Raw genomic sequence first — 26,879 nt, 5'->3', positions numbered from 1 at the left:
GCGCTGCTCCTTGATCAGGATCGCCCGGGTGCGGAACTCGGGGTCGGTGTTCGCCTGGTACTTCTCGGCGATGGCCTTGATCGACTCGGCCTCGATCCGGGCCTGCGCCGGGTCGTAGACGCCACACGGCAGGTCGCAGTGGGCGCTGACGGTCACGCGCGGAGTGAGGAAACGGGGGAGTGCCATCAGTGTCCTTCGCTGTGGGTGGTGATGAACTGGCGGTCGTGATGCACGAGCCGGCCGCTGACCGGGCCGAGGAGCACCTCGGTCACCGCCGCCACGATCACGGTGGAACCACCGACCCGGACCTGGTGCAACGGCTCGACGCGGAGACTCGCCAGCGCCCCGGCCAGGAACGGCTCGCCGGTCGGCAGCGTGCTCCAGCCCTGCTCCGGGGTGAATCGCGGGCCGCCGGACCGGGCGAAGTCGCCGGCCAGATCGGCGTGGTCGGTGCCCAGCAGATTGACGACCAGACTCGGCGCCCCGACGATCGCCCGCCCGGACGGCGAGTCGAGCACCGAGAAGGACAGGGCCGGCGGGTCGGCCGAGACGGACGACACGCTGGAGACGGTCAGGCCCACCGGTCCGGGGGCGCTGACCACCGCCACGCCCGTCGGGTACCTGCGAAAGGCGGCCTTGAACCGGTCACTGCTGTGTTCCACGGTCGAAACCTAAAACCTCAACTTCACTTCAGGTCAACGGTGAGCAGCGTCTCAGGCCTCCGGCCGCCCGCGGGCCGGAGTGCTACGGTCCGGCTGGGAGGGGTACATGCAGACGCGTACAGATGTGATCGAAGACCTGATGGGGCGGTTTCCGCACGTCCCGCGCGAGGCGGTGATCAAGGAAGACCTGTTGCGTGGCGGTCTGGCGTTCGACGACTCGGCACTGACCGACAACGAGAACGGTGAGGTGAAACCCAAGTCGTACTTCATCTTCTCGTTCGACCACCGGACCCTGCCCGAACTGGGCGAGGCCGCGCTGCGCCGGCCGCCGGAGGAGATCGTCCTCACCGGCGGCCCCTACGACCTGCGCCGCACGGTGGTGTCGGTGCGCACCAACCCGGACTCACCGTACCGGGTGAAACCGGACGCCGACGGCCGCCTGATGCTGTTCCTGGACGGCCGGGCCATCGCCGAGGTCGGCCTGCCGCCGATGCCGGAGTATTACCGGCACACGCTGGCGAACGGCAAGTCGGTGATGGAGGTGGCACCCACCATCCAGTGGGGTTACCTCGTCTACCTGACGGTCTTCCGGGTGTGCCAGTACTTCGGCGCCAAGGAAGAATGCCAGTACTGCGACATCAACCACAACTGGCGCCAGCACAAGGCGGCCGGGCGTCCGTACACCGGTGTCAAACCGGTCGACGAGGTCCTCGAAGCCCTCGAGATCATCGACAAGTACGACACGCTCAAGGCCTCGACCGCCTACACCCTGACCGGTGGCAGCATCACCTCGCAGGTCGGCGGCAAGGCGGAGGCGGACTTCTACGGCCAGTACGCCCAGGCGATCGAGGAACGTTTCCCCGGCCGCTGGATCGGCAAGGTCGTCGCCCAGGCGCTGCCGAAGGCCGACGTCCAGCGGTTCAAGGACTACGGCATCCAGATCTACCACCCGAACTACGAGGTCTGGGACAAGCGGCTCTTCGAACTGCACTGCCCCGGCAAGGAACGCTACGTCGGCCGCGAGGAGTGGCACCGCCGCATCCTCGACTCCGCGGAGATCTTCGGCCCGCGCAACGTCATCCCGAACTTCGTCGCCGGCATCGAGATGGCCGAGCCGTTCGGGTTCCGCACCGTCGACGAGGCCATCGAGTCGACCACCGAGGGCCTGCAGTACTTCATGTCGCGCGGCATCACCCCGCGCTTCACCACCTGGTGCCCCGAGCCGACCACGCCGCTCGGCAAGACCAACCCCAACGGCGCGCCCCTGGAGTACCACATCCGGCTGCTGGAGGCGTACCGCGCGACGATGGAGGCCAACGGCCTGACCAGCCCGCCCGGCTACGGCCAGCCCGGGCCCGGCCGCGCGGTCTTCTCGGTCAGCTCCTTCATGGACAGCCTGCCGGCCGAGGACTGAGATCCTTTTCGGGTACGCGTCACCGGGAGTCACCTGACTCGCGGTGGGCGGGTGGGCGGCCGGTCCCGGCCGTCCCCCGCCGCCGGCTCATGCGCCGCGGGAGGCCTCCCTGCGCCGGCGGGCCTCCTCGGCCAGCGCCCGGTCCTCCCGGTTCTGCCGGCGGACCAGCAGGATGTACTCCACGATCAGGGTGACGGCCGTGAGCGGCACCGCGACGAACAGGGCCACCGTGGCGTTCGCGCCGAGCAGCCCGGCGAAGCCGTCCGGGCTGTCGAGGCGGGCGGTGAAACCGGCGACGTCATGGCAGTCGGTGCCGGCACACGAGTCGGCGGCCGCGCGGCCCGTCTCGACGGTCACGACCAGGGCCAGCACGATGCCGGCGATCGCTGCGGCCGGGGCCAGCAGGGCGAACCGGAGACGGAACCGCCGGCTGCGCCACCAGGCTGCCACCCACGTGCCGAGGACCAGGACCCCGGCGATCCCGTCGTACCAGGGAAACGACGACACAACGTTCTCACTTTCGCACTGCCCGCCGGTGGTGGCCCGCAGGCACCACCGGCGGGGAATCGCTACTCCCAGGACGAGTCCGCCCGCGAGACCGACATCAGGCCGGTCTGCCGGGCGCCCGGGTGGGCCGCCATGCTGGTGGACACTACGGGATGGGTGATCGTCTCCAAGGCTCCCGCGGGAGTACGGGTGACCACCGTCAGCTCCGCGTCGAGCTGGTCACCGGCGTCGAGCCGGGCCTTGGCGGTCCACCGCAGCCGCCGCAGCGAACCGGTCACCGTCTCCTCCGACACGGTGATCTTCGAGACGGCGTAGGGCTCGCCGTTCAGCCGGGCGCCGGTGACCGTGACGTCCGTGACGATCTGCGGGTCGACGGTGACCGCGAACGCGGCGGCGGGCGTACGCCCGGGACCGGTGCCCCGGACCGACACCAGCGTGGGGTACCAGTACCAGTAGCGTCCGTCCGGTCCCCAGGTGAGCCGGGTCCAGCCGCCGGCGACCTCGACACCCCAGGGCGTCACGGCCGTGCCGAACGACGACGGCCGGCTTGACTTGAGGTTTCGGCGGGCCCCCGGTACCCGGGTGGTCTCGCCGACCGCGGCGATCGGGTCGGCTGGCTTGCGCACCATGTCGTACGGGAAGGTGTACGGGTTGACCGTGCCCACCACCGCGATCAGGTCGCCGGTGTCCGCGGTCCGGGCCGGGACCTGCTCGCCGAGGGTGACGGTGCAGACGGTCAGGCCGGTCGCCGGGTCCGGCGCGGTGGTCGCGGTGGCCGCCAGCCGACGGCCGCCCAGGGTGAGCAGCGGCGCCGGCAGCACGGCGTACAGGCGGCCCTCGAAGGTGACCTTCAGCGCGGTGCCCGTCGGCAGGACCACGTCGTCGTTGCGGACCCGGACCGCGAGCTGGCGCGGGACGGCGCTGGGCGCGCCGCCGTCCGGGGAGAGGACCCGGACCGGGTGGTCGGGGACCGGTTCGAGAACCAGGTCGCCGGCCGGTGCGGCGTACGCCGCCGACGGGGAGCCGCCGAGTTCCACCCAGGCGGTGCCTACGGTGAGCCCGGCGACGGTCAGCAGCTGCCGGCGGGAGAGCTTCGAAGCCATGCCTGTTCCTTGTCTGGTCGGCTCTGCGGGATGTCCGGTACGGCCGCCGGTCACGAGGCGAACCGGGTGGCGACGTCCGCGAACGCCTCGGCGACCGCTGTGCGGACCTTGGAGGAGACGAGAGCCGGGGTGGCGAAGCCGAAGTCCTGCTCGTGCCAGAACAGGTCACGGATGACGGTGGCGCGCCCGCCGACCATGGTGTCGAACATCGACTCGGCGGCCGCCTGCATGGTGGCGCGAGTGCCGAACCGGTTGCCGATGAACGTCACGAACCGTCCGTTGGCGGCGCCGGTGCTGCCGTAGTAGTGCTTGAACAGGTCGGACAGCAGCAGCGTCCGGTCGGCCCGGCACTGGACGCCCATGACCAGGGCGTCCACGTCGGCCATGTAGTCCATCAGGTCGAAGTAGGTGTTGTCGGCGCGGGCGGCGATGAGGTCCTTGGCGTACGCATACGCCGCGGCCTCGCCGACACCCTCCTTGTTGATCTGGCCGAGGATGCTCAGCAGGTCACCACCCCAGGAGCCGAAGTCCGACATCGACGACATCGACCGGTCGGGGGCGATGCCCTGGCTGACCACGGCGCCGAACGACGCCCCGAAGTGGGTGATGTCGTTGTCCCACAGGTGCACCGGGTCGCGCAGCGGCATCAGGTCCGGCCGGCCCGGGGTGCTCTTGACGTAGTCGATGAAGTCCTGGTCGAACTCGCCGAACACCTCGTCGGAGACGTGCAGCTGCGCCTTCCACCAGCCGTACACCTTGTTGTTGGTGACGCCGTCGAGCATGCGCAGCCACTGGCCGACCAGCTCGGCCTGGGAGTAGGTGGTATGCCCCTTCTCCTCACGCCACTGCCAGGCGCGGGCCTCCAGCCAGATCAGGTAGGTGTAGAAGGCGTCGTTGGGGTCCCGGGGCCGGGTCACGCTGTTCACGCCCAGGTCGCGGCCGGAGACGACGTCGTGGTCCAGTTCCAGAGGGCTGGATCCGCTGGTGACGGTGTAGTTGCGAATCTGGTCGAACGCCCAGTTGTTCGGCAGCGGGTACCCCAGGTTGCCGCTGTACCCGGTGGACATGCCGCTGACGAAGCTGCGGCTGGTCAGGCCGGCCGCGGCCAGCTGGATGCAGACGTTGCGGCAGCCGTAGACGCCCACCGCGTAATCGGTCGGGCTCTGCCGGACACCGTCGACGACCCCGCGGAAATGCGGGATGACGTAGCTGCTGATCTCGGTGTCCAGCGCGTCGAAGTCGACCGAGAAGTAGATGACGGTGCCGGCCGGGAAACCGAACTTGACCGCCGCCTGGTACGCCGCCCGGCCGGCCTCGAAGCCCTGGTCGTAGCTGAAGTACTGGACCTTGTCGCCCCACTCCTGGTACAGCGGGAAGATCGACATGCCGTTGTCGAAGATCAGCGCGATCTCGGAGTGGGTGAGCACCTTGTTGGTGCCACCGGTCAGGTAGCGCCCGGCGTACTTGTATCCCAGGCTCTTCACCGTGGCAATGGTGGTGCGGTTGAGCGGGTACATGACGTCGATCGCCTCGCCGGGCCGGTCCGGGTCACCGGTCGACACCAGGAGTGACATCCAGGTGGCGAAGTCGCCCTCGCCGCTCTGCGGAAGCTTGCAGAACTCCTGGAACGCCCGCACGGTGCTCGCGAGCTTGCTGGGGAAGGAACCGCCCGCGTCGCCCCACTCGTTGTAGTAGTCGTTGCAGGCCATCGCGGTCTGGAAGAGGCGGATCCAGTTCGCCGTGCCGGTGCTCGTGCTGACCCGGCCCGCGGTCTGCAGGCCGGTCTTCGTTCCCGGGCCGATGTAGCCGGTGACCTGGCTGTCCGTCATGCCGAGCTCGTACTGGATGGCCAGGACCAGGGCCACCTGGACGTTGCGGGAGAACTTGCCGTCACACGGGCCGATGAAGTACTGCCCGCGACCCGTGTAGGTCTTGTTCAGCCATTGCTGACAGGTCCGGATGCTTCCGCTGCCGCCGCTGATCAGGACATAGGCGTCCATGGTCAGCAGCGCCTTGAAGATCTTCGGGGTGATCACCCCGACCGGCACCGTTCCGTACAGCCCCATGTCCTCGACCAGGGCGGAGAGGCCGACCTGGGTGGACATCCCGAAGTCGCCGTCCACGCCGCCGCCGCTGTAGCCCTTGCAGTACAGGGCTGCCTCGGCGATGGTCCGGATGTTCCGGTTCGAGGAGAACTCGCTGACGTTGCCGTGCGCGGTCAGCTTGCTGAGGGTGGTGGCCCCGAAATTGTCGACCAGTGACGTGATCCCCAGTTCGTGCTGGAGCGCCCGGGTCAGAGAATAGATGGTGGACCAACCGGTGGAACCGTCTTCGGCGCACCTGTTGTACCCGGCTACCGCGCCGTAAGTGGTATTGACCCACTTCTGCGCCTTGAGAACCATTTCGTCGACCATTTTTGAAAGCTTCGCCTCCGTTGCGCGGGACCTGCCCCGCATTTCTCCACGAGGGAGCAATTCCTTTCAGGCGGCGTACGGAGGAATGGCACGAATGTGTCGGCCGTGTTCCGGAGCCCCCGCTCGCCGGACCTGTGGACGGGATGCTAGCAGGCCGTCCAGATCGGATAATGGCCCCGAAGTGACAACGCTGGCCGAGGTGAATCCGGCCCGGAACCCTGCCGAACCACTGTTTCGGCAGGTAATCCCCAAGCGGAGTCCCCAATGGACAAATTGCGAACCGACCACCATGGCACTCGATGCTGGTGATCTTCACCATAGCTGAATTTGCATGCTTGCACAGATTGCGATCATGGCGTTAACGTGACGCGGCCCGTCTGGGCATCGGTTATCAACGGGGTGTACGGCAATCGACGGTTTTATTTCTTTTCGATCACATGCGCATGAGCCCGTGACGGGCGCCATTCATCGTGCCCGCTGATATCGGCGATCGACAGGCCCTTCGTGTCCCGCCACACCTCGTTGTGGCTCATCCGGGCCCATTCGTCAGACACGCGCGGCGATCCGCCGCGCCACCGAACCCTCAGGAGGGTGACCCCGTCATGCGTTCCCTGCGCATCTTCGCCGCCGCGCTGATCGGCGCCGCGGCCCTGGCCTTCGCGCCGAGCCCGGCCCAGGCCGTCGACCGCGGCGACCAGAAGGCCGCCTGCAACAGCGGTGAGATCTGCTTCCAGTGGATCTGGGACTCGTTCAGCACCAGCACCTTCCAGCGCCACTTCTGGTACAGCGACTCCAACCACACCGACGACACCTGGGGCAACGTCCCGGACCTCTACCCGGTGCTCGACTTCGACAGCAGCGCCAAGGGCATCTACAACCGGGACACCGAGTGCTCGGTCACCCTCTACGCGTCCACGGGCTACCGCAACGGGTACGCCACGATCGCGCGTACCAAGAGGCAGTCCATCTCGGCCTGGAACCAGTCCCACAAGCGCTGCCCGTAACCAGTACCGACCATCGCGGGTGGCGCCCTCGCGGCGCCACCCGTGCAGTTCCGCGAGGAGAGAACACATGCGCCGAACGTCCCTGCGGCGGGCCGTCACCACCGCGGCCGTCGTCGCGCTGATGCCGCTCGCGGGCTGCTCCGCCACCGGCGACACCAGCCCGTCAGCCGGCGGCACCGCGCCGGCGATCGAGCAGCCGTTCGCCATCTTCCACGGCGACAGCCTGGGCGTCGTCGACTACGCCCAGCTCAAGGTGCAGAACCAGTGCCTCGCCGACAACGGGTATCCGCAGAACCTGCGGGTGATGTCCGCCGGCCCCCGCAACCCGTTCCCGCAACTGGTCGTCACGGCTAGCACCTTCGGCCCGGCGTCCGAGGACGAGGCCCGCGCCCACGGCTTCGGCCAGGACGAACCGGCCGTGCCGCCGTCGGTGGTCAGCTTCGACGCCAACTACGACCGGGCCTCCGACCGGTGCTTCACCGAGGCCTGGAAAAGGCTGTCGGACACCGCCGAGAAGGTCTACTACTCCTACTTCGACCTGGGCAACGCGCTGAGCATGCCGTTCCACCTCACCGTCAACGAGCGGGTCGGCAGGGCGAACTGGGACACGCTGCTCTCCTGCCTCTCCGCGGACGGCTACACCACGACCAAGAAGGACGACTTCTACCGCTACCCGGACCCGGGGCTCTTCGGCGTACCCCTCGGTCTGACCGCCGGCGCCGAGGAGGAATGGGAGCCCAAGGGCGTGGCCGGAACGGTCGAGGTCGGCCCGGCGACACCCGCCCGCCGCTACCAGCCCACCGAGCGGGAGACCGACTTCGCGCTCAGCTGGTTCCGCTGCCGCCGCGACACCGGGATCGCCGAGAAGCAGACGACCGCGGTGGTGGACGTGCAGAAGGAACTCGTCGCCAAGAACGAGGACCGGCTGACCGCGCTGAACCCGCAGGTCGAAGAACTCGCCAAGCAGGCCGCCGCGCTGATCGGCGGACAGTGACCGGCACCGACGGCCCGGTACGCCACCGCCGCCGCTTCCTCCTGATGATCACCGCGCTGATCCTGGTCGTCCTGGTGATCGCGGCGGCCGCCGCCCTGATCGGCCCGCGCCTGCGGTCCCCGGAACAGGTCGCCGCCGACGCGGCACCACCACAGGCGTCCCTGGTCACCGCGGACGCCACCCGCCGGGAACTCGTCGAACCCGTGGTGCTGCGCGGCCGGCTCGCCCCGGGCAAGAGCACCCCCGTGCCGGTGCCCGCCACTGCCGTCGGCCCCGACAGCGTGGTCACGAAGGTGCCGGTGAAGAAGGGCAACCGGCTGCGCGAAGGCCGGGTGGTTCTGGAACGCGCCGGTCAGCCCATGATCGTCCTGAACCTCGCGTTCCCCCTCTACCGGGACGTCACCGCCGGACTGGCCGGCCCGGACGTCAAGGAGATCCAGCGGGCGCTGCGTCGTGTCGGATACTCGGTGACCGTCACCGGCACCTTCGACACGGCCACCCAGCGGCAGGTCAGCCGCTTCTACCGGGACCGCGGCTACCCGTCCGGCGCCGGCGGCGGCGAAGGGACGGCGACCGAGGAGGCCGCCGTCGACGCCGCGACGACCGCGCTCGCCGCGGCCAAGAAGGCGAAGACCGGTGTCGCCGAGGCCCAGGCGGTCGTGGACGCCGCCGACCAGACACTGCGGACCGCCCGCCTCGCCGTGACCAGCCGGATCCCGCAGGCCGGTGTCCTCGTGACCGACGGTGCGAACAAGAAGGTCACCACGGTCCGGGCCCGGGTCGGCCAGGTGCTGACCGACCCGGACGCCGTCCTGCTGGAACTTGACGGGCAGGCGTCGACGGTGGTCGCGATCGCCGACCGGGACCAGGCGGCCCTGCTGCGCAAAGGACTGCCGGCGACCGCCGTGGACGACCTCACCGGCGACGAGGCGGACACCGAGATCACCTCGATCGGCACGCAACCCGTCGCCGGCACGGACGGCTCGAACGGCTTCGAGGTGCGGTTCGCGTTTACCGGCGACCCGATCGGCGGCGGCGTCGACCGGTCGCTGCGGCTCGACGTCGCCGTCACCTCCCGCGGCTCCGGCGACGGGGGCGAGGTGCTCGCCGTACCCGTGACCGCGCTCTACTCCCGGCCGGACGGCTCCACCTTCGTCACCGTGGTACCCGCCTCCGGGGAACCGGTCGACGTCACGGTGACCACCGGGCAGATCGCCGGCGGCTGGGTGGAGATCGTCGAAGGCGACGAGTCCCTGCTGACCGACGGCGTGCCGGTGGTCGTGGGCTCGTCGGCGTCGTGATGCTCCGGATGCGGGGTGTGTCCCGCACCTACCAGGACGGCGAACCGGTGTACGCGCTGCGCGACACCGACCTGGACGTCGCCGCCGGTGACTACGTGACGATCACCGGCCGGTCGGGGTCCGGCAAGTCCACCCTGCTGAACGTCTTCGGCCTGCTGGACGTGCCGTCCACCGGGTCGTACACGGTCGGCGGCGTGGAGACCGCCACCGGCGGGCAGGCGTTGCGCGGCGCGATCCGCGGCCAGGTGTTCGGCTTCGTCTTCCAGGCGTTCCATCTGCTGCCCGGCCGGACCGCGCTGGAGAACGTGGAGATCGGCCTGCTGTACGGTCCGCACGGGCGGCGCCGGCGCCGGCAACTGGCGACCGAGGCCCTGGACCGGATGGGCCTGTCGCACCGGATGGCGGCGGACCCGCGGCGGCTCTCCGGCGGGGAACGTCAGCGGGTGGCGATCGCGCGGGCGGTCGCGGGGGAGCCACGGGTGCTGTTCTGCGACGAGCCGACCGGGAACCTGGACAGCGACAACACGGACACGGTCCTGGCGCTGCTGCGCAAACTCAACACGAGCGGGCTCACGCTGGTCGTGGTCACCCACGACGAGGCGGTGGCATCCGAAGGCGGCCGCCGTCTCCAGGTGCACGACGGCGTGGTGATCGAACGGTGAGACGGACCCGGCACGTCGACCTGGACCAGGGGCGGATCCGCCTCCGGATACCCCGGCTGCGCTGGGCCGACCTGTTCGTCGAGGCGTCCCTGTCGGTGCTGCGGCATCCGGGCCGGTCGCTGGCCACCGTGATCGGGACGATCCTGGGCGCGGCGGCCTTCGTGGCGAGTCTGGGCCTGGGCACCACCCTCAACCAGCAGGTGTCGTCGGCGTTCGACAGCCGGCGGGCGACCGAGGTGATGGTCCAGCCGGAGACCGGCGTGACGTCGGCGAGCTGGCTGGAGGAGACCGCCCTGTCCCGCCTGCGCCGGCTCAACGGTGTGGTGCACGCGGGACGGCGCACCGTGCTGAGCGACCGGCCGATCGCCCGGACCGTGGACCAGGCGGCCACCGCCCCGTCGTTCCCGGTCATCGGCGCCGACCCGGCCGCGGTCCGGGTGATGGCGCCCGAGCTGACGGTGGGCCGCGTCTACGACGACTTCCAGGAACGCCACGCCACGCCGGTGGTGCTGCTGTCCGAGCCGGCGGCCCGGCGCCTGAGCATCACCAGAGCCGGCGTAGCGGTGTTCCTGGACGACCGGGCGTACACAGTGATGGGCATCTACCGCGACGTCGCCCGACGCCCCGAGGCGATGGCCGCGGTGATCATGCCGTACGCGGTGGCCACCGCCCTGTCGGACAGCACGGCGGCCCCCGACGTCCTGATCGAGACCGCCCCGGGCGCGGCCCAGCTGATCAGCCGTCAGGCGCCCCTCGCGCTGCGCCCCGAGGCACCCGCTGACCTACGGGCGACAGCCCCACCGGACCCGAGAACCCTCCGCGACGACGTGGAATCCAGCGTCACCGAGTCCACCGTCATGATCAGCGCTGCCGCCCTGCTCATCGGCACCGTCTCGATCGGCAACGCGGCCACCGCCGGTATCGCCGCCCGAACCGGTGAGATCGGCCTCCGGCGTGCGGTCGGCGGCCGCCGCCGTCACATCTTCCTCCAGTTGATCCTCGAGACCGGTGCGCTGGGAGCCCTGGGCGGCACCATCGGTGTCTTCCTGGGCGTCCTCGCCACCTGCGTGGTCTCCTTGGCGAATGGGTGGACCCCGGTGATCGGTATCTCGTCGGCCCTGGCCGCGTGCGCGGTCAGCACCGTGGCGGGCATGTTGGCCGGCCTGATCCCGGCCACCCGGGCCGCCCGCATCCCCCCGGTCCAGGCCCTCCAGCGCTGACCGGGCATCCTGCCCCATCCCGCCCCCATGCCGCCTGCCGCTGCCTCAACCGCCGTCAGGGTGGACTGGTCAGGGCTGGTGGAAGACGATCTCAGGGTTGGCGGCGGTCGGCGCGTCGAGGACCGGCCGGTCGGTGCCGCGCAGGTGCTTGTCGAAGAAGGCCGTCACGTACGTCCGGACCAGCTCGACGGTGCGGTCCGCGGAGATCGGGGTGATGCCGCTCGGGATGCCCGCCTGTTCGGCGAGGACCGGGGTGTCGCAGAAACTGAGGTGGCCGGTGCCGGTGATGCTGAGCCAGCGCTTCCAGCCGTCCAGGTTCGTCCACGCCTGGTCCCAGGAGGTGTCCCGGCCGCCCGGGGCGTGCTCGGTGGTGCCCAGCATCATGAACGCCCGGCCGTTCAGCCCGGCCGCGGGGATCGGGTCGAAGAACGTGCCGTCCATGTTGATGCCGGCGCGAACCCGCTGGTCGCCGATCATCGTGGAGCCGGTGGCGTTGCCGCCGATCGAGTGTCCGACCATGCCGATGCGGGTGCGGTCGATCAGGCCCGCGTGCCGCCAGGCAGGTCGTGCCCCGGTCAGCCGGTCGAGCACGAACGACGCGTCCCGTCCGCGACCGGCGGAGACCTGCGGGTAGACCGTGGCGTCCGCCTCGGCGGCGATGTCGCAGGCGACGCAGCCGAGGGTGCGGCCGCCGGGGAACGTCGTGCCGGACGACTCGTAGGCGTGGTCGATCGCGGCCACCACGTAACCCCGGCTGGCGAGTTCCTCGGCCAGGTGCGTCTGGGTGTGCCGGTGCAGCGTGAAGCCGGGGGAGAGCACGACGAGCGGATACCGCCCGCGCCGGGGCGGTGCGGACTCCCGCGCCGCCGACCGGGTGCCGCTGAGCGTCGCCGCGTCGACGAAGTCACCGACCCCGCGGTCCTCGATGAACAGCTGCGCCTCGGCGGTGGTGAGGTAGCGCGCCGGCGGCCCGGCCTCGGTCGCGGCCGGATAGAACATCGACACCATCAGCTCGCGCCGGTTGCCCGGCACCCACGGATCGGCCCGGCTCCGGTCGACGAGGTGCAGCGACTCCCGCCCCACGGCGAACGCCCCGGTCGGTGCCGGTAGCACGATCCGTGCCGCGGCCGTGCTCTCGGCACCGGCAGGGGGAGTCGCGACGGCCGGCGCGGACAGGACCAGCGGGGCGGCTCCCGCGGCCATCGCGACCGCCACCGTGACGGCTGCGGCGCTGCGGCGTACACCAGGAAAGGTTCTCGTCATGCCGAACAGCCAACCCGACCGCCCATGGTGGGCGCAGTAGTGCTGGAGATAGTTCCGGGGTATATCCAGCACCACCACTACGGGGTCGGACCGCCGCCGTTCTGCCGGACCCGGTCGGCTGCCGCCAGGAGGACGTCGACGGGGATCTCGACGAGGCGCTCGCCCTCGGGCACCTCGACGCCGACGTCCTCGGCGGTGACTGTGTAGCCCTGCACGACGACCCTCTCCGGGCCGGCGCGGTAGACGGTGGGGCAGGTGCCGGATCCACATTGACCGGCCAGGATCTCCAGGCGTGGGCCCGCGGTGGATGCGGGCACCTCGGTGACGGAAGCCTCGTGGGTCGTCATGACTCCACGGTATGAACGAACTTCGCTCAGTGACAACCGGTCATGCGACAGCTTCCTGCAGAATCCTCAGATATCGCTTCTGGTGAGCGTCGAGAACGGGGCCGATGTCGGTTTCGGCAACCGATTCGAAGGATTCGAACACCCGCTGGTAGTGGCGCACCGTGCGGCGGCCCCGGGAGACCAGACTGGTGTTGAAGAGGTCCACGAACACCTGCCGGTCGCCCATGAGCTCGAAGCCGTGGAACGGTGCCACCGACCACACCGCGTCCTGCGGGACGAACCTGATGTCGATGTTCGGCAACTCGGCGAGCTTACGCAGGCGCTCGATCTGGGCCAGCATGTCGGCCGGCTCGCACACCTGGTTGGTGAGGACCGCCTCCGCCATGATGAAGCGGAACTCGCGGTGCGGGTCGTAGAGGACCTGGCTGCGTTCCATGCGCGCGGTGACCGCTGCCGAGACGGTCTGCTCCGAATCGGCGATCTGGTCGTCGGCCAGTTCGGTCCGCAGGGCGGTGAGGATCGCCCGGGCGTACTCGCTGGTCTGCAGGAGACCGACGACGACCGCGGGCTGGAAGATGCGGACCTCGCGGGTGGACGACTCCAGATGGCGCAGATATTGCTGGCGTTCCGGGAGGCCGGGCTCGGTGGAGTGCCAGTCCACGAGTTGTTCGCTCGACCGGTCGGCCAGGGCGACGAGACGTTCGATCTCGTCGTCGGGCAGTTCCATGGCTTCGGCGATGCGCCGGACGTCCTGCGGATCCGGGGTGGAGACGCTGTTCTCCAGGCGGGATATCTTGGCCTGGCTGATGCCGACCATGGCTCCGAGCGCCTGGCCGGAGAGGTCCTTGCGTTTGCGCCAGCGGGCCAGTGCGGCGCCGACCGGCTCGTCGGTCCCACCCGTGAAGGTGGGCGAGTCACTCACTCTTCTCGCCCCCTCCCTGTTCCCTGTCGTGTCGGGTTATCCCGCTGCCTTGACCGCCTCGGCGAGCAATTCTGCGGGAATCTCCACCAGCTGTTCGCCGGCGGGCAGGTCCAGACCGGCGGCCTCGGCCGGCAGCGTGTAGCCCTGGACCACATAGGTGTTGCGATCGGTGCGGTAGACGGTGGGGCAGCTGCCCCCGCCGCAGAGCTTCGTGACGAAAGTCAGCTGCGGCTTGGCCCCGTCTCGTTCAGCAGGCTGAACGACCGTTAAAGGTTGATTTGTCACAGCCGCACGATACATCACCCGGGGGCGCTATGCGGTTAACTCGCATAACTCTCATGCAACCACACGCCGGGATGACGGAACACCCGCCGACGGCCCGGTATCCGGGCGATTCATGTCCGGGGATAGCTCTTGCGATCATCCGCATAGCCGTGGATATTCATCCTTGAGGGTCACGGTGGGATACCAGAAGTGGCTTTGAGGGTCGCACGCTGTGTCTTTCCTCCGCGCTGGACGACGAGGTCGGACTCTCGACGATGCATAGTCGGCCCGAGTTGGACGGGAGAACTCCGATGACCAGTTTCACCGTGGCCGGGATCGTTGCTCTGCTGGTGCTCCTGATCGTGTTCAGCGAAGTCGTTTCGGCCGTCATCCCCCTGATCATCGTCCTGACCTTCGTTCCGGAGCGCGAGCGTGAGGCTCTCGCCCGGCTCCTCGCGACCCTGGACTCCTCCCGGCGGCTGCGGTTCTGGTCGGCGCTGCGGCTTGCGGTCGTGATGCGGCGGCAGGAGCTCGGGCACGCGCGGGACATGCGCCACAACCCCTATGCGCACCTCGAGGCCCACTTCGCCCGTATTCCGGACGGTGCTCCGGTCAACGGGGCCTACCCGGTGGCACCCGGACTCGACCGGCAGACGGCTGCGCCTGTCACGCGTACCCCGGAAGGAGCGTGACAGGCGCAGCCGGCGTCAGGCGAAGGCCTTCACCTTCAGGAGACCGACCGAGGAGGATCCGCTGGTCAGCACGGCCCGTAGGCGGGTGGTGCGGACCGGGGCGAAGGTCACCTCGTGGTACCGGCCGACGACGGTCGGATAGCCGCCGGGGAACGGGATGTGCCGCGCTGATACAGCTTCACCTCGGTGACGCCGGTCTTCGCGGTACCGCTTGGTTGCGTGAAGACGAGGCGCAGCCGGTTCGTGTTGACCGCCGCGAAGGTGACCTTGTTGTAGTTGGACTGCGGTGCCGTCGTGGTCGCCGCGGTCACCCAGGCCGTGCCGTTCCAGTACTGGACGCTGTAGGCCGACGGTGGACGATAGCGGTTGGTGGCACGGTCGTTCCGGAGGTAGACGCGTGCCTCGTCGACCGTCCGGGTGGCTCCCAGGTTCAGCTCCAGCCAGTCGGTGGCGTTCGGACTGCCGTGACTGCCCCAGAGCGGCGCGTTCGTCGGCAGGTCGTCGATCACCGCGGCGGTGGTGGTGCCCGAGGTGGTGTACGACGCCGTCACGGTGGACCCGGCGGCCAGGTTCGGCGTGGTGGAGGTCAGGTCGACGCCCGCCTTGGCGAAGACGTCGACCATCCGTGCACTGTTCTGCGTCACGTTCTGCGGCGCCTGCAGGCTCGGGAACGCGGCACTGTAGGACGCCGTGACGCTGACCGCGCCGGTCGCCGGGTCGTAGACGAACGGGACGAGACTGGCGACGGTGACCACCCGGGTGCCGTTCAGGAAGATCGAGTAGCCCTGCGGGACGCCCGGATAGCGGACCACCCCGTCCGCCGGGTCGTCCCACACGATCGACAGGTCGGCGTTGCGGTAGCGCAGGTTGTTGACCGCGAAGTGCGACCACCCGATGTTGATCGGCGACAGTTCAACCCTTGCATCGGTACGCGGCCGCAGTCCCGCCACATCCTCGATGATCGTCCAGTTGCTGCTGCCGAGGATGTTGTGGTGGATCCACGAGCGGTAGGTGATGCTGCTGCCGTTCCAGTCGGCCCAGAACTCGTTGGCGTCCGGCCAGGCGGTGTTCCCGTCGACGTACTGCGCCCAGGCGTTCCAGTACAGCAGCTTCTTGTAGTCCTCCGCGTTCATCCACTCGTTCGGATAGTTGCGCAGCACCGACGAGTACAGCCGGAACTGCACGGTCGAGTTGATGGTGGAGAAGTTGTTGCTGCCCGTGTTCGCGGCGGCCTTGTCCTTCTGGTTCGCCGTGTAGAACGGGAAGATCGGGTACTCCGCCGGGTCGGCGAACAGCCGCAGTGCCTCGCGGTACTGCGCGGTGTTCGGCATCAACCCCACCGAGTACGGATAGTAGTTGTTGATCTCCTTCCAGGGCACGTGCGTGTTGGTCGCCACGTGCTTGTGCTCCAGCAGCCGCCGATCCGGGTTCCACAGCGTATTCACCACACCGGTCCGGATCCGATCAGCCAGCGTCTGCATCTCGGTCGCCTTTGCGGTATTGCCGAGCAGCGCATACGCGTCCCGGGCGGCGTTCGCGGCCGACCAGACGTACGCCGTCTCCGCCCTGTCCAGATTGCCGGCCCGCCAGTGGAACGACACCGCGTCGGCGTCGTTGCCGGTCATCGCACCCCAGTCGTACTCGATCACGCCGTTACCGTTCGTGTCGTAGGTGGCGAGCTGTCCCTCGGCGTCACCCTCGGCGTAGCGGGCGAAGTTGCGCAGCATGGCCGGCTGGCCACCGTGGATCTCGTAGGCCCGCCACGCCGCCTCGGCGATGTACTGCGTGTACGAGTTCGACCAGTTCTCCGGGTCGCCCGGGTTGTCGACGAACCGGCCGTTCGCCGAGTACTGGCCGACCGCCAGATACGGCCCGTAGGCGTACTCCGGGTTGCGCAGGTACTTCAAGTCGTCGATGTGCATCGGCTGCGTCAACGCGATCGCGTTGTTGTACCCGGTCACACCCTCGATCGACTGCGGGAACTGGAAGTCCTGGCCGGGGATGTCGGCGTCCAGATGGTTGAACCGCATCAACCACCAGCGGTAGTAGATGTTCTTCTTGATCGCGGCGTCCGGCACGTCGATGTAGGGCACGTTGTCGGCCCACCACCTGTTGTAGGTGCGGACGTGCGTGGCGAAGGCGTCCGCCGGGGTGCGGCCCCGGTAGGCGTCGTACTCGGTGCGCGACTCACCGATCTCGGTGGTGACCATGCCGAGTTGCACCTTCACCGTGACCGTCTGGCCGGCGGCGACCGATACCGACCGGGTCAGCGCCCCGCTTGCGGCGGTGAACCCGTCACCGGAGAACCGCGGGTACACCGTGGTCAGGTTGTTCTTGACGGCCCGGGTGCCGGTCAGTTCGGTGCCGCTGACCGTGGTCGCGTAGGGTGAGACGGCGTTCAGTGCCACCGTTGCCGTCGCGGTGCCGGTGTTGGCCACGGCGATGTTGGTGACCAGCGTGTTGTTCGCGGTGATGAACTTGGTGACGTCGAGCCGGATCGATCCGGCAGTGTGCACGCTGCGCCAGTGGCTCGGGGTCTGCCGTCGCTGGGCGGGCTGTTCGGTGAAGGTGCCGGGGGAGGCGGTGATCGCGTAGGCGTTCTGGCTGCTGATGTTGTCCCAGTACGCGGCGTTGCCGCCGAAACCGATCACCGCGGGGTTGTGGGTGTACATGAAGGCGGCCCGCCCGCGGCTCATCAGCCAGGTGCCGGCCGGGTCGTTGCCGACTCGCGCGAGCAGCCGGTCCATCCAGAAGTCGGTGCCGGAGGCCTCCGCGTCGTAGATCGCCCGCATGGTGTCGCCGGTGGAGTAGCCGACCGGCGGGGCCGGAATCGATCCGGCGCCGACAAAGGTGGGAAATCCGATGGGTTGCGCGGCCTGCGCCGGTCGCTGTCCGGGAAGGGTCAGGCTTGCCACGATCAGGACCAGAGCCGTCGTGTACGCGCTGAGCCGCCTCACGACTGGAACGCCTTCCACTCGAGAATGCCGGTCGAGTAGCCGGTCTTCGCCGTGACCTGGAGCCGCAGCCGGGTCGTGTTGACGGTGTTGAACGTATTGATGTTGTCAACATCAGCGGCCACGCCACATGTTGATGCGTTCGACACGTCAACATAGGCGCTGCCGTTCCAGTACTGCAGTCGACATGATGCGGGCAGGTCGATGCCCTGGTTGTCGTCGAACCAGTACACCGAACTGCGGTTGATCGACTGCGCGGTGGGCCAGGTGTACTCCACCCACTGGGTGCCCTGCTCCGGCCAGTTCCCGTAGACCAGGCTGGACCGGTCGGCCGAACTCGACGGCGTGCCGCCGTTGTTGAGCGCGGCGAGGCTCTCCCAGGAGGACACGTAGGACGTCGACGCGGTCGCGGACGGGGCCAGGTTGGTGCCGGAGCCGCTGCCGCCGCCGGTTGTCGGGACGACCCGCTGGATCGTGCCGTCAGCGTTGAAGTACAGCCTGTCGACCGCCACCGACCTGCGGAAGTTGCCGCCGCCGGGGGCGTCCGCGGTGTGGTAGACGAGGTACGACTGGCCGTTGAAGTCGACGATCCCGGCGTGGTTGGTCGTCGACGAGACCTGGCCGAGCACGATGCCCCGCTGCGTCCAGGGGCCCAGGGGACTCGTTGCCGTCGCGTACCGCTGACAGGCGTAGTTCGAGTCGGTCACGCAGCCGTTGGTGTCGTTTGCCGCGTACATCAGGTAATAGAGATTGTTTCTCTTGAACATCCACGGGGCTTCCCAGAAGTTGGTGAGGCCCTGCGGGGTGATCACGTCGCCGACCGTGTCGATCATGTTGGCGGCGAGCTTGACCGCGCGCGGCGCCCAGTACCCACCCCAGTACAGGTACGCCTGACCGTCGTCGTCCACGAACACCGTCGGATCAATGTTGAGACCTGACGAGTTCGGCGTGCTGTCACTGATCAGCGGTCCACCCTTGGCGTCGGTGAACGGTCCGAGCGGGCTGTCGCCGACCGCGACGCCGATGTTCATCCAGCCTGGACCGTTGCCGTTCACGGAGGTGTACCAGTAGTACTTTCCGTTGCGGGGCTCCACCTCGCCGGCCCAGGCGTCCGCCCCGGCCCAGGCGAAGGTGCCGATGTTCGCGCGGGCACCGTTGTCCGTCCAGGTCTGCGCGTCGGTGGAGGACAGCACGTGCCACTCGCGCATGACGAAGTTGTTCGTGCCGGCTGGGGCCTCGTCGCGCCCCGCATGGATGTACATGGTGTTGCCGACCACCAGGGGTGCCGGGTCCGCGGTGTAGATGCTGGTGATGATCGGGTTGGCGGCGTCCGCGGGCGCGGCGGCCAGGGTGACGGCCAGCAGCGCCGTGGCGGTCACGGCGAGGGAGCGTCGAACGGGCATGGACGGGTGCTCCTTCCGGAACGTCCCGGCCGGGGTGGGGCCCGGCCAGGACGGGTCTGCGGTGCCGGAAACACGGCGCCGTGATGACCCGATCGGGCTTCGCGGCGCCGGAAATGCGGGGGACGGCGCTGGTCAGAGGCCGTAGCGGGACTTGAGGTGCCGCCACCAGTCGCGGAACATCCACGCGTCGAACTCGGTGATCTGGGTGGCCGAGCCGGCCTTCATCAGGAAGCCGCCGACGCCGGTCGGGGTCCAGTCGTAGAAGTCGTCCAGGCCCCAGGTGTGCCCGATCTCGTGCAGCAGGATGTGGATGTTCGCCGTGTTGAGGTTGCCCATGTAGTACTCACGACCGATGCGCTGGCCCCAGTCGCCGCCCGCACCGCCGCCGAAGCCGTCGGTCAGCCAGAGCGACTGGTCGTAGTGGTGGGCGAGGCCGCCGGGACAGTTGGGGTACTGCCCGCTCTGGTTGAAGAACCGTCCGCAGGGCTCGGAGCACTGTGGCGCGTTCTCCCGGATGTCGCCCACGTAGACGTCGACCGACGAGTCGGTCCACTGCAGCAGTGAGCGGTCCCGGACCGCCCAGCCGACCACCCGGATCGGGACGTTCGAATACGGCCAGGCGTTGTGCCCGGTCAACTCGTCCATCCACTTCTGGTGCTGGCGTTGCAGAGTGGCGTGCACCTGGTCGCGCTGGGCCGCGGTGACGGTGGCCGTGGAGTCCCAGCGGACGCAGTAGTTGAGGTAACCGCCGTTGGCCATGATCTGGTCCCAGCCGTAGTTGCGGAACCCGTAGAGGTTCCCGTACGTCGCCTCCTGGTGCTGCCACACCTCGTTGAGCGGGGTGACCAGGTTGGCGGGTGGGCTCCAGGTGGCGGGAGCGGCGGCCTGTGCGGTTGCCGGGGTCGCGGTGAGCACGGTGAGAGCAGCGATCACGGCAGCGAGGAATGTCCGTATCCTCATGAAGCCTCCATCGACGATGCTGGATCGGATGGGACTTCACGCTCCCTTACGAAAACGTTTTCGGCAAGATGTTAGACATGTTGCAAATAGATGGACATGCAGCCCAGTGCTGATCGTTCTCGGTCTCTACGCCCGCGTTGATCGGTGCCCGGCGGTAGGGTCGGGTGCCGTGGACGGGCGGCCGGGCAGAGTGTCGCGGGCGGCGCTGCTGAGCATCGTGGCGGCGTGGCTGGGCGCCGGCCTGTTCGACGACGTCGCGGACACCTGGCGGACCGTCGCACCGTTCGTGCTGGTGGTCGCGGCGACCTCGGCACTCACCGCCGAGCTCGCCGGTCAGGCCGGCCGGCATCCTCGCCGGTGGGCGTTCACCGATACCGCCAACCTGCTGATCCTGCTGATCCTGGCGGCGCTGCTGGCGGCGAGCGCGGCATTCGCCCGGACGCCACCGCACGAGCGGACCTCGGCGGCCTGCTTCGCCGTGCTCTATCTGGTGCTCGGCATCTGGTTCTGGCACGCGCGGCGGCATCGGCTCCGCTGATCGTTACCGGCCGGTTAACCGGTTAACAAAGTCGGCACGAGTCAGCATTGACAGATGTCGATAAGGTGCCTAGCTTCGAGTCAGGAAAGCGCTTACCCGCAGCCAGGGCAGGGTTCCGGATCCCCACCGGCACCCGGCCCCTACGCAGATCCGCAGAGGCACCACCCCGGACCGCAGCCTTCCACCGGCGCGCGGACCGGTCCCCCGATACGGCCGCCGTCCGCGGCGGCAATCCGTCCCCAACGGAGGAATCCCCATGCCTGAAACGGCACCCGCGACCCCGGCTCGCTCCAGCCGCCGCCGCGTTCTCGTCTCCGCGCTCTCCGCCGGCGTCATGGTCGCCGGTGGTCTGCTCGGCGCCGGCCCGTCGGCTCCGGCGCTCGCCGCCGAGTCCAGCCCGGTCGGCTTCGCCAGCCTCAACGGCGGCACCAGCGGCGGCTCGGCCAGCACGGTCGTCACCGTGAGCACGGCGTCGGCGCTGGCGTCCGCGCTCAGCTCCAGCACCTCGCAGACCGTCCGGGTCTCCGGCCTGATCTCGATCTCCGGGATGTACAACATCGCGTCCAACAAGACGGTGATCGGCGTCGGCTCCGGCTCCGGCATCACCGGCGGCGGATTCAACCTCTCCGGCGTCAAGAACGTGATCATCCGGAACCTGGTGTTCCGCAACGCGAACGACGACGCGATCAACGTCCAGTCGAGCACGACCAACGTCTGGATCGACCACAACGATCTGTCGACCGCGTACGACGGGCTGATCGACATCAAGCGCGGCTCGGACTACATCACGGTGTCGTGGAACCTGCTGCACGACCACGACAAGTCGATGCTGCTCGGCCACAGCGACGACAACGCCGCCGAGGACACCGGGCACCTGCGCGTCACGTACGTGCACAACTGGTTCAACGGCACCAACCAGCGGCACCCGCGGGTCCGGTTCGCGAACCCGGTGCACGTGCTGAACAACTACTACAGCAACATCGGGTCGTACGGCGTCGCCTCCACCGAGAACGCCGGCGTCTTCGTCGAGCGCAACTACTTCGAGAACGTCGACAGCCCGACCGTCACCCAGACCGGTGACTCGGACTCCGGCAACCTGAAGGTGCTCAACAACTACAAGGTCAACTCGGGTACCGAGCAGGTCCGCAACGGCGCCAGCGTCGCGGCGATCCCCTACTCGTACACCCCGGAGGCCAACAGCACGGTCAAGGCGACCGTGACCGCGGGTGCCGGAACCGGCAAGATCTGATCCCGTTCCCACATGGTGTCTCGTGGATCATGCTGCGGCGTGATCCACGAGACACTGTCGCGTATGGGTGCCCTTCAGAATCTCATCGCCGCCATCCGGGACAGCACCGTCGAGGTCGTCGACCTGACCGCCCCGCTGACCTCGGACACCCCGATCCTGCAACTGCCGCCGCCGTTCGCGAACACGGTGCCGTTCCGCCTCGAGGAGATCAGCCGGTACGACGACCGCGGCCCGGCCTGGTACTGGAACGACATCCACACCGGCGAGCACACCGGCACCCACCTGGACGCCCCGGTGCACTGGGTCACCGGGAAGGACGGCGAGGACGTCGCCGCGATCGCCCCGGCCAAGCTGATCGCCCCGGCCGTCGTCATCGACGTCGCCGACCGGGTCGCCGAGAACCCGGACTTCCTCCTCGAGATCGCGCACGTCCGCGAATGGGAGACGCGGCACGGACCCCTCCCGCAGGGCGGATGGCTGCTGGTCCGGACCGGATGGGACGCCCGCTCCCAGGATCAGCAGGCCTACCTGAACGCCGACGAGACCGGCCCGCACACCCCGGGCATCTCGGCCGAGGCGGCGAAGTGGCTGGCCGAGGAGGCCCCGGTGATCGGCGTCGGCGTGGAGACGGTCGGCACCGACGCGGGCCAGGCGCACGGCTTCGAGCCGGCGTTCCCGTGTCACTCGTACCTGCTGGGCGCCGGCAAGTACGGCCTCACCCAGCTGCAGAACCTCGCGCAGCTGCCACCGACGGGCGCGGTGCTGATCGCCGCGCCGCTGCCGATCGTCGGCGGTTCCGGCAGCCCCACCCGGGTCTTGGCCCTGGTCGAGCGGTGACTCCCGACGCGACGGCCGACGGATCGGCGGGCGGGAGGCCGGTGGGCGGGAGGCCGGCGGGGGAGGGGTCAGTGCCCGCAAGATCGGCGGACGCGGGAGCGGGCCCGGTGACGACCGTGGCGGATGTCGTGGGGGCCACGCTCGCCCGGCTGGGTGCCGACCACGTGTTCGGTGTGGTCGGCAGCGGCAATTTCCACGTGACGAACGCCCTGGTCGCGCACGGCGTGCGGTTCGTCGCGACCCGGCACGAGGGCGGCGCGGCCACGGCGGCCGACGCGTACACCCGGGTCAGCGGCCGTCCCGCCCTGGTCAGCGTGCATCAGGGCTGCGGGCTGACCAACGCGATGACCGGGATCGCGGAGGCGGCGAAGAGCCGTACCCCGATGATCGTCCTGGCCGCCGAGCCGGCGGCGTCCGCGCTGCGCTCGAACTTCCGGGTCGACCAGGACGCGCTCGCCCACGCGGTGGGTGCGTCGAGCGCCCGCGTGCACGGCCCGGACACCGCGGTCGCCGAGACCGCGGCAGCGTGGCAACTCGCGGTCTCCGACCGTCGAACCGTGATCCTCAACCTCCCGCTCGACGTGCAGGCGATGCCGGCCACGCTCACCGACCCGGAGCCCCTGCCGGTGCCGGTGCCGCTGTCGGCTCCGGCTGCGTCGACGCAGGCCTTGACCCGCCTCCTCACCGAAGCGCAACGACCGATTTTCATCGCCGGACGCGGGGCGCTGCACGCCCGTGCCGAGATCGAGGACCTCGCCGAGGCCTGCGGAGCCCTCCTCGCGACCTCAGCGGTGGCCAAGGGGCTTTTCGTCGGCAACCCCTGGAACCTGGACGTCTCCGGCGGTTTCGCCACGCCGCTCGCCGCCGAACTCATCACCGCATCCGACCTGGTCGTCGCCTGGGGTGCCTCGCTGACCATGTGGACCACCCGCCACGGCGCGCTGATCAACCCGGCCGCCACGGTCGTCCAGGTCGACCTCGAACCGTCCGCGATCGGTGCCCACCACCGCGCTGACCTGGGCGTCGTCGGCGACACGGCGGCCTGCGCGACCGCCGTCCTGGCTGCGCTCGGCGGTGCGACCTCCGCCGGTCAGCGATCTGATCGGGTACGCGCACGGCTCAGCACCGCCGCCCGCTGGCGGGACGTCCCGTTCACCGACGACGGCGACGCCACCCACATCGACCCGCGGACGCTCACCGTCGCCCTCGACGATCTGCTCCCCGCCGAGCGTGTCATCGGCGTCGACTCGGGTAACTTCATGGGATACCCGTCGATGTTCCTGTCCGTTCCCGATCATCACGGGTTCTGTTTCACGCAGGCGTTCCAGTCGATCGGCCTCGGGCTGGCCACCGCTCTCGGCGCGGCGCTGGCCCGCCCCGGCCGGCTGCCCGTCGCGGCCTGCGGCGACGGCGGGTTCCTGATGGGCATAGCCGAGCTGGAGACGATCCGCCGGCTGGGCATCGGCATGCTGATCGTGGTCTACAACGACGACGCCTACGGCGCGGAGGTCCACCATTTCGGCCCGGCCGGTCACGCCCTCGACACCGTCGTCTTCCCGGAGACCGACCTCGCGGCCGTCGCCCGCGGACACGGCTGCCAGGCCGTCACCGTTCGCACCCCGGCCGACCTGGAACCGGTCGCCACCTGGCTGGCAGGCCCCCGTGACGTCCCCCTGCTCGTCGACGCGAAGATCGCCGCAGGCCGCCCGTCGTGGTGGCTGGAGGAGGCCTTCCGCGGACACTGAATAAAAGGGCAAAAGCGAGCATGACGGTACGGGGAAGCCGGTGGAAGGGGCGATCCGGACCGTCACCGTGTCGCGGGTGACAGGCGGAGACGCAGGTTCTGCGGGAACACCGTGAAGGCCGACCGTTCCACCACCGGCCACCGGCCACCGGCTGTGTCCGGCGTCAGGTCGAACTCCCGGCACGTCATCACCGGCTCGCGGACGACGTGTCTACTGGAAACCGGTGGCGTTCAACAGGACATGGCCGCCGGCGGCCAGGGGAACCGCGCAGGCCAGGGCGACGGCGACAGCCTTCCCGTTCTCTCGCGCTTTCCGCACTACGAAAACAGTGGTGAGTACGCCCAAAGTGGCCAGCAGGACGGCGTACTCCACCAACTCGCCCGTCCGGTAGCTCGGGTCGCCGATCCGGGCCAGGTCGATGACGGCCTCCGCGAACAGCACCGAGGCGGGCAGCCCCATCGCGGGCACCCGCCACCGCCCCGCAGTTCGGGCCAGCACCCCACCGAGACCGAAGACGATCCCGGCCACCACCCCCAGCCCCATCCAGAGGCGCGCGTAGTCGGACCACATGTTCGCCAAGTCGTCGTTCTGGATCAGCCAGGCCGCGAGATAGTAGGCCGGCACCGCGACGATCAGCATCCCGACCGCACCGGCGACGGCCGGGACCATCCGGTGCCGGCTGAGGAAGGTGAGCAGGAACGCGGCCACCGCCCACACCGCGATCGAGTTGCCCAGCCCGCCGAACGGGAACGGCACGAACTTGATCCAGACGAAGTCCAGGGCACCGAGCAGGAAGCCCACCACCGGGGCGACGACGATGGGCCGGTTGATCCACATGAAGGTCGATCGTAGGGATCCCACCGGCGCCGCGGATCGGGCTCCGGTGGGATCGGGGACGGGTGCGGCCTCTACCTTTCGGCCGGGTGCCGCCCGCGGTCAGCGGGCAGGTTCGCCGGGGAGGACGGCCAGCCCGGCCCGCGCCACGATCTCCTGCAGGGCGGCCACGTGACCGGCGAACGCCTGCTGCCCGGCCGGGGTGAGCTGGGCCGAGGTCCGCGGGCGCTTGCCCACGAAACTCTTGCGGATCTCCAGGTAGCCGGCGTCCTCGAGCGTGGTGAGCTGCTTGGACAGGGCCGAGTCGGAGAGTCCGAGGCTGTCGCGCAGAAACTTGAAGTCCGCCCACTCGGTGGCCGCGAGCAGGCTGACCAGCGACAGCCGGGTCGGTGCGTGGATCAGCTCGTCGAATCGCGCCGGGCCGGTCCCGGTGTCGGTCATCGCGATCCGGCCAGCGGGCGGGCGAGCATCAGCCGGCGCAGGTGGGCCATCAGCCGCGGACCGCCGACAACCAAGCCGACCGCCACCGGCAGGCAGGCGAGAGTGGCCGGCATCGGGACGCCGACTGCCTCCAGGGCGAACCCGAGACCGATACCGATCACTACGAGCGCGATGGTGAACAGGGCGATCGCTGCGGCACCACTCCGGCCGATCAGAGCAGTCCGGACCTGGACCCGCGAGTGCCGCACCACGGCGACGATCATCGCAGAGATCCCGAGCGCGTAGGCGATGCTGCCGATGGCCACCACCCACGGGACGGCACTCTCCACGGCGGCGACGAAGAGCAGCATCATGCCGCCGACAGCCGGCCAGAACCACCGGGGCACGAGATTGGTGTCCACCACCTGCGCGCGCCGGGCCTGCATCTCGGCCAATGCCAGCTCCGCGTCGATCGGTGGGACGTGGGGTGTGCTCATGACTTCCTCCTCGGGCATCAACTTTCCCATCAGGAAAGTACCACCTGCTTTCCTGATGGGAAAGTAGTTTCCGCATGGACGTCAGCGGCCTTGCCGCCGCGCCGAGATCGATCTCCCGTGGCGATGGCAGAGCCCTCCGTGAACCGCTCTCCGTGAACCGCCGTCCGTGAACCGCTCTCCGTGAACCGCTCTCCGTGAACCGCTCTCCGTGAACCGTGGACGACGGCCGCGCCCCGGCCGCGCCACGGCCGTCGTCCACGGTTCACGAAGGACGCTGAATAGGCCCTGGTCGACGGCTAGTCCCCTTTCGCAGTCAGGGTCTGCCTCTGTGGTGATTTCGGGCGCTCAGCACGCCCGTATTCACCACACCGCCAGGGGTGTGGTGATTTGGGGCGTCCAGCGCGCCCGTATTCACCACACCCACAACAGCGTGGTGATTTCGGGCGTCCAGCGCGCCCGTATTCACCACACCGCCACGGGTGTGGTGACTTCGGGCGGCCAGCGCGCCCGAAATCACCACGCGGATGGGCTTCGCACCCTGACCACGAAACATGTCTGGCTTTTCCTCAATGCCGTTTAGTTAAAGTTGATCAACGCCGTGACCAGTGCCTATGCGATCCCTTCGCCGTGGCGATCCTCGGTGGTGGTGGTGGTGGTGGTGGTGGTGGTGGTG

The 26,879-nt window shown here is 69.1% G+C and carries 27 protein-coding genes; 12 read left to right on the top strand and 15 right to left on the bottom strand.

Annotation, left to right across the window (positions count from 1 at the left end; translation table 11 throughout):
- The coding region (locus WH85_RS41520) for a superoxide dismutase [Ni] (RefSeq protein WP_045747676.1) at window positions 1-186 on the bottom strand (186 nt) is incomplete at its 3' end.
- A complete protein-coding gene (locus WH85_RS41515; RefSeq protein ID WP_045747670.1) occupies window positions 186-662 on the bottom strand; it encodes a flavin reductase family protein in 477 nt (158 codons plus the stop codon). The genes WH85_RS41515 and WH85_RS41520, both read right to left, overlap by 1 nt.
- 106 nt (window positions 663-768) lie before the next feature.
- On the opposite strand from WH85_RS41515, the gene WH85_RS41510 reads away from it, so the two are divergent.
- A complete protein-coding gene (locus WH85_RS41510; RefSeq protein WP_045747669.1) occupies window positions 769-2,076 on the top strand; it encodes a radical SAM protein in 1,308 nt (435 codons plus the stop codon).
- An 87-nt stretch (window positions 2,077-2,163) separates the two neighbouring features.
- Here the strand turns inward: WH85_RS41510 and WH85_RS41505 are convergent, their stop codons facing one another.
- The 3 genes from WH85_RS41505 to WH85_RS47870 form a co-directional block, all read right to left on the bottom strand.
- Window positions 2,164-2,583: a hypothetical protein gene (locus WH85_RS41505; RefSeq protein WP_045747668.1), complete on the bottom strand. Its 420-nt coding sequence runs from the start codon at window positions 2,581-2,583 to the stop codon at window positions 2,164-2,166.
- A 62-nt stretch (window positions 2,584-2,645) separates the two neighbouring features.
- Complete coding sequence (locus tag WH85_RS41500; RefSeq protein WP_045747667.1) at window positions 2,646-3,686, bottom strand: hypothetical protein; 1,041 nt, start codon at window positions 3,684-3,686, stop codon at window positions 2,646-2,648.
- 50 nt (window positions 3,687-3,736) lie between these two features.
- On the bottom strand, window positions 3,737-6,100 hold the full coding sequence (locus WH85_RS47870) for a glycoside hydrolase domain-containing protein (RefSeq protein ID WP_052721187.1): 2,364 nt from the start codon (window positions 6,098-6,100) through the stop codon (window positions 3,737-3,739).
- Window positions 6,101-6,702: 602 nt separating this feature from the next.
- On the opposite strand from WH85_RS47870, the gene WH85_RS41490 reads away from it, so the two are divergent.
- From WH85_RS41490 to WH85_RS41470, 5 genes are all read left to right on the top strand, one after another.
- Window positions 6,703-7,104 (top strand): hypothetical protein, encoded by a 402-nt coding sequence (locus tag WH85_RS41490; RefSeq protein WP_045747666.1) that lies wholly within the window; start codon window positions 6,703-6,705, stop codon window positions 7,102-7,104.
- 67 nt (window positions 7,105-7,171) lie between these two features.
- Complete coding sequence (locus tag WH85_RS51945; RefSeq protein WP_045747665.1) at window positions 7,172-8,098, top strand: hypothetical protein; 927 nt, start codon at window positions 7,172-7,174, stop codon at window positions 8,096-8,098.
- The gene (locus WH85_RS41480) at window positions 8,095-9,399 is read left to right on the top strand and encodes a peptidoglycan-binding protein (protein WP_052721186.1); all 1,305 of its coding nucleotides are present in this window, start codon (window positions 8,095-8,097) and stop codon (window positions 9,397-9,399) included. The genes WH85_RS51945 and WH85_RS41480 overlap by 4 nt, the downstream gene beginning before the upstream one ends.
- Window positions 9,400-9,407: 8 nt before the next feature.
- Complete coding sequence (locus WH85_RS41475; RefSeq protein WP_245674322.1) at window positions 9,408-10,061, top strand: ABC transporter ATP-binding protein; 654 nt, start codon at window positions 9,408-9,410, stop codon at window positions 10,059-10,061.
- Window positions 10,058-11,281 carry an ABC transporter permease gene (locus WH85_RS41470; protein ID WP_045747664.1) on the top strand — a complete coding sequence of 408 codons (1,224 nt, stop codon included), beginning with the start codon at window positions 10,058-10,060 and terminating at the stop codon, window positions 11,279-11,281. Before WH85_RS41475 ends, WH85_RS41470 begins: the two co-directional genes overlap by 4 nt.
- A gap of 69 nt (window positions 11,282-11,350) precedes the next feature.
- Here WH85_RS41470 and WH85_RS41465 read toward each other — a convergent pair whose 3' ends face one another.
- The 4 genes from WH85_RS41465 to WH85_RS49545 form a co-directional block, all read right to left on the bottom strand.
- Window positions 11,351-12,544: an alpha/beta hydrolase family protein gene (locus WH85_RS41465; RefSeq protein ID WP_045747663.1), complete on the bottom strand. Its 1,194-nt coding sequence runs from the start codon at window positions 12,542-12,544 to the stop codon at window positions 11,351-11,353.
- Between the two features lie 77 nt (window positions 12,545-12,621).
- Window positions 12,622-12,891 carry a hypothetical protein gene (locus WH85_RS41460; protein ID WP_045747662.1) on the bottom strand — a complete coding sequence of 90 codons (270 nt, stop codon included), beginning with the start codon at window positions 12,889-12,891 and terminating at the stop codon, window positions 12,622-12,624.
- Window positions 12,892-12,931: 40 nt separating this feature from the next.
- Complete coding sequence (locus WH85_RS41455; RefSeq protein ID WP_052721185.1) at window positions 12,932-13,813, bottom strand: helix-turn-helix domain-containing protein; 882 nt, start codon at window positions 13,811-13,813, stop codon at window positions 12,932-12,934.
- A gap of 36 nt (window positions 13,814-13,849) precedes the next feature.
- A complete protein-coding gene (locus WH85_RS49545) occupies window positions 13,850-14,098 on the bottom strand; it encodes a hypothetical protein (protein ID WP_245674321.1) in 249 nt (82 codons plus the stop codon).
- A gap of 290 nt (window positions 14,099-14,388) precedes the next feature.
- Here WH85_RS49545 and WH85_RS41450 point away from each other — a divergent pair, with 290 nt between their 5' ends.
- On the top strand, window positions 14,389-14,769 hold the full coding sequence (locus WH85_RS41450) for a hypothetical protein (protein WP_045747661.1): 381 nt from the start codon (window positions 14,389-14,391) through the stop codon (window positions 14,767-14,769).
- A 107-nt stretch (window positions 14,770-14,876) separates the two neighbouring features.
- On the opposite strand, the gene WH85_RS41445 is transcribed toward WH85_RS41450, so the two are convergent.
- The 3 genes from WH85_RS41445 to WH85_RS41435 form a co-directional block, all read right to left on the bottom strand.
- The gene (locus WH85_RS41445) at window positions 14,877-17,726 is read right to left on the bottom strand and encodes a discoidin domain-containing protein (protein ID WP_083449663.1); all 2,850 of its coding nucleotides are present in this window, start codon (window positions 17,724-17,726) and stop codon (window positions 14,877-14,879) included.
- Window positions 17,723-19,126, bottom strand: a complete 1,404-nt coding sequence (locus tag WH85_RS41440) for a family 43 glycosylhydrolase (RefSeq protein ID WP_045747659.1) — start codon at window positions 19,124-19,126, stop codon at window positions 17,723-17,725. Before WH85_RS41440 ends, WH85_RS41445 begins: the two co-directional genes overlap by 4 nt.
- A gap of 132 nt (window positions 19,127-19,258) precedes the next feature.
- Window positions 19,259-20,086 (bottom strand): hypothetical protein, encoded by an 828-nt coding sequence (locus tag WH85_RS41435; RefSeq protein WP_045747658.1) that lies wholly within the window; start codon window positions 20,084-20,086, stop codon window positions 19,259-19,261.
- Window positions 20,087-20,255: 169 nt separating this feature from the next.
- Here WH85_RS41435 and WH85_RS41430 point away from each other — a divergent pair, with 169 nt between their 5' ends.
- The 4 genes from WH85_RS41430 (at window position 20,256) to WH85_RS41415 (ending at window position 24,455) form a co-directional block, all read left to right on the top strand.
- Window positions 20,256-20,624: a hypothetical protein gene (locus tag WH85_RS41430; RefSeq protein ID WP_045747657.1), complete on the top strand. Its 369-nt coding sequence runs from the start codon at window positions 20,256-20,258 to the stop codon at window positions 20,622-20,624.
- Between the two features lie 256 nt (window positions 20,625-20,880).
- Window positions 20,881-21,873, top strand: a complete 993-nt coding sequence (locus WH85_RS41425) for a pectate lyase family protein (RefSeq protein ID WP_052721184.1) — start codon at window positions 20,881-20,883, stop codon at window positions 21,871-21,873.
- A gap of 63 nt (window positions 21,874-21,936) precedes the next feature.
- Window positions 21,937-22,710, top strand: a complete 774-nt coding sequence (locus WH85_RS41420; protein WP_045747655.1) for a cyclase family protein — start codon at window positions 21,937-21,939, stop codon at window positions 22,708-22,710.
- A gap of 116 nt (window positions 22,711-22,826) precedes the next feature.
- Window positions 22,827-24,455, top strand: coding sequence for a thiamine pyrophosphate-binding protein (locus tag WH85_RS41415; RefSeq protein WP_045747671.1), 1,629 nt, complete (start codon window positions 22,827-22,829; stop codon window positions 24,453-24,455).
- Window positions 24,456-24,665: 210 nt separating this feature from the next.
- Here the strand turns inward: WH85_RS41415 and WH85_RS41410 are convergent, their stop codons facing one another.
- From WH85_RS41410 to WH85_RS41400, 3 genes are all read right to left on the bottom strand, one after another.
- The gene (locus tag WH85_RS41410) at window positions 24,666-25,292 is read right to left on the bottom strand and encodes a DUF6518 family protein (protein ID WP_045747654.1); all 627 of its coding nucleotides are present in this window, start codon (window positions 25,290-25,292) and stop codon (window positions 24,666-24,668) included.
- A gap of 99 nt (window positions 25,293-25,391) precedes the next feature.
- Window positions 25,392-25,730: a winged helix-turn-helix domain-containing protein gene (locus WH85_RS41405; protein ID WP_045747653.1), complete on the bottom strand. Its 339-nt coding sequence runs from the start codon at window positions 25,728-25,730 to the stop codon at window positions 25,392-25,394.
- Window positions 25,727-26,206: a hypothetical protein gene (locus WH85_RS41400; protein WP_245674320.1), complete on the bottom strand. Its 480-nt coding sequence runs from the start codon at window positions 26,204-26,206 to the stop codon at window positions 25,727-25,729. The genes WH85_RS41405 and WH85_RS41400 overlap by 4 nt, the downstream gene beginning before the upstream one ends.
- A 328-nt stretch (window positions 26,207-26,534) precedes the next feature.
- Between WH85_RS41400 and WH85_RS51210 the strand changes: the two genes are divergently transcribed.
- A complete protein-coding gene (locus WH85_RS51210; protein WP_157411553.1) occupies window positions 26,535-26,786 on the top strand; it encodes a hypothetical protein in 252 nt (83 codons plus the stop codon).
- Window positions 26,787-26,879 lie beyond the last annotated feature (93 nt).

The sequence above is a fragment of the Actinoplanes rectilineatus genome (genome assembly GCF_000962825.1).
In the GTDB taxonomy this organism is placed as follows: domain Bacteria; phylum Actinomycetota; class Actinomycetes; order Mycobacteriales; family Micromonosporaceae; genus Actinoplanes; species Actinoplanes rectilineatus.
Note: the sequence above shows the minus strand (reverse complement) of the source record. Positions and strands in the feature narration are given on the sequence as shown.

Bases quoted from the DNA above. Each gene is read 5' to 3' on its own strand.
- WH85_RS41475 (WP_245674322.1), top strand. From the start codon at position 9,408: ATGCGGGGTGTGTCCCGCACCTACCAGGACGGCGAACCGGTGTACGCG.
- WH85_RS41460 (WP_045747662.1), bottom strand. From the start codon at position 12,891: ATGACGACCCACGAGGCTTCCGTCACCGAGGTGCCCGCATCCACCGCG.
- WH85_RS41405 (WP_045747653.1), bottom strand. From the start codon at position 25,730: ATGACCGACACCGGGACCGGCCCGGCGCGATTCGACGAGCTGATCCAC.
- WH85_RS41450 (WP_045747661.1), top strand. From the start codon at position 14,389: ATGACCAGTTTCACCGTGGCCGGGATCGTTGCTCTGCTGGTGCTCCTG.
- WH85_RS41435 (WP_045747658.1), bottom strand. From the start codon at position 20,086: ATGAGGATACGGACATTCCTCGCTGCCGTGATCGCTGCTCTCACCGTG.
- WH85_RS41420 (WP_045747655.1), top strand. From the start codon at position 21,937: ATGGGTGCCCTTCAGAATCTCATCGCCGCCATCCGGGACAGCACCGTC.
- WH85_RS41425 (WP_052721184.1), top strand. From the start codon at position 20,881: ATGCCTGAAACGGCACCCGCGACCCCGGCTCGCTCCAGCCGCCGCCGC.
- WH85_RS41465 (WP_045747663.1), bottom strand. From the start codon at position 12,544: ATGACGAGAACCTTTCCTGGTGTACGCCGCAGCGCCGCAGCCGTCACG.
- WH85_RS41410 (WP_045747654.1), bottom strand. From the start codon at position 25,292: ATGTGGATCAACCGGCCCATCGTCGTCGCCCCGGTGGTGGGCTTCCTG.
- WH85_RS41500 (WP_045747667.1), bottom strand. From the start codon at position 3,686: ATGGCTTCGAAGCTCTCCCGCCGGCAGCTGCTGACCGTCGCCGGGCTC.
- WH85_RS47870 (WP_052721187.1), bottom strand. From the start codon at position 6,100: ATGGTCGACGAAATGGTTCTCAAGGCGCAGAAGTGGGTCAATACCACT.
- WH85_RS41440 (WP_045747659.1), bottom strand. From the start codon at position 19,126: ATGCCCGTTCGACGCTCCCTCGCCGTGACCGCCACGGCGCTGCTGGCC.
- WH85_RS41400 (WP_245674320.1), bottom strand. From the start codon at position 26,206: ATGAGCACACCCCACGTCCCACCGATCGACGCGGAGCTGGCATTGGCC.
- WH85_RS41490 (WP_045747666.1), top strand. From the start codon at position 6,703: ATGCGTTCCCTGCGCATCTTCGCCGCCGCGCTGATCGGCGCCGCGGCC.
- WH85_RS51945 (WP_045747665.1), top strand. From the start codon at position 7,172: ATGCGCCGAACGTCCCTGCGGCGGGCCGTCACCACCGCGGCCGTCGTC.
- WH85_RS41510 (WP_045747669.1), top strand. From the start codon at position 769: ATGCAGACGCGTACAGATGTGATCGAAGACCTGATGGGGCGGTTTCCG.